General features: G+C 45.2%; 2 protein-coding genes. Both read left to right on the plus strand.

The genetic code is table 11. From position 1 onward, the window contains the following. On the plus strand, nt 1-160 hold a 160-nt coding region (locus A3750_RS17025; protein WP_156498676.1), incomplete at its 5' end, for a response regulator. Between the two features lie 10 nt (nt 161-170). Further along, nucleotides 171-968, plus strand: a complete 798-nt coding sequence (locus tag A3750_RS17030; protein WP_082873215.1) for a protein phosphatase CheZ — start codon at nt 171-173, stop codon at nt 966-968. Nucleotides 969-1,049: the final 81 nt, after the last annotated feature.

The raw sequence follows: 1,049 nt of genomic DNA on the forward strand, positions 1-1,049 counted from the left end.
CCTTAAAACACTCCCAGTTCTCATGGTGACGGCTGAAGCAAAACGCGATCAGATTGTTGCTGCCGCGCAAGCAGGCGTAAATGGTTATGTTGTAAAACCATTCACCGCTGCCGTGCTTAAAGAGAAAATCGAAAAGATTTTTGAGCGTATCGACGCCTAAAAGAGTGCTTATGACTGAACAAACTTCTACCTCAGGAGCGTCGAGCAATATTGAAGATGTCGATGGTTTTGAACTTCTCCTAAAAGAACAGGCTAACAAACTGAAAGAGGCGGTAGACGGGGGAGATATATCTTCTGCGTTGGCTGTGATTTCCGATATTAATCAGACTCGCGATAAAACGCTCTACGTTGAAGTCGGCCGTTTAACGCGAAGCTTGTACGAGTCTATTCGCAACTTCCAGATCGATTGCGGTGATGCGCAAAGCCAGGAAGAACTCTCCAAAATTAATGATGCGTCGGATCGTCTAGCGTATGTGGTCGATATGACAAGCAACGCGGCCAACAAGACGATGGATCTTGTCGAAGACACAATGCCCTATGCATCGCACATGAATACAGAAGCTAAGCAGCTCAAGTCAGAGTGGGAAAAGCTTCGCCGAAAAGAGATGACACCAAGTGAGTTTCGTGACCTTTCCGGTCGGATGGATGGTTTTTTGGAACAGCTTACGAACGACTCCGATAAGGTGTATCAGAATCTTTCAGCTATCTTATTAGCACAGGATTTTCAGGATTTGACGGGCCAAGTAATTAATCGAGTTACAGGTTTGGTTAAAGAAGTTGAAGAAAACCTCGTTAACTTAGTAAGTATGGCAGGCAAAGTTGACACCATCACCGGTACTGTCCACGACATTGAATCTGTCGGGACAAACATGGATGGCGAAGGCCCGCAGATGAATAAAGAAGAGCGTGCAGATGTTGTTAGCGGTCAGGATGATGTAGACGATTTATTGTCGAGCTTGGGTTTCTAGAAATAAATTGAGGGGTTAGTGAATGAGCTTTGAGGCAGATGAGGAGATCTTACAAGACTTCTTGGTAGAGTCAGGTGAGAT

Source organism: Oleiphilus sp. HI0079 (assembly GCF_001635105.1).

Coding starts and splice junctions, on each gene's coding strand:
- A3750_RS17030 (WP_082873215.1), top strand. CDS start 171: ATGACTGAACAAACTTCTACCTCAGGAGCGTCGAGCAATATTGAAGAT.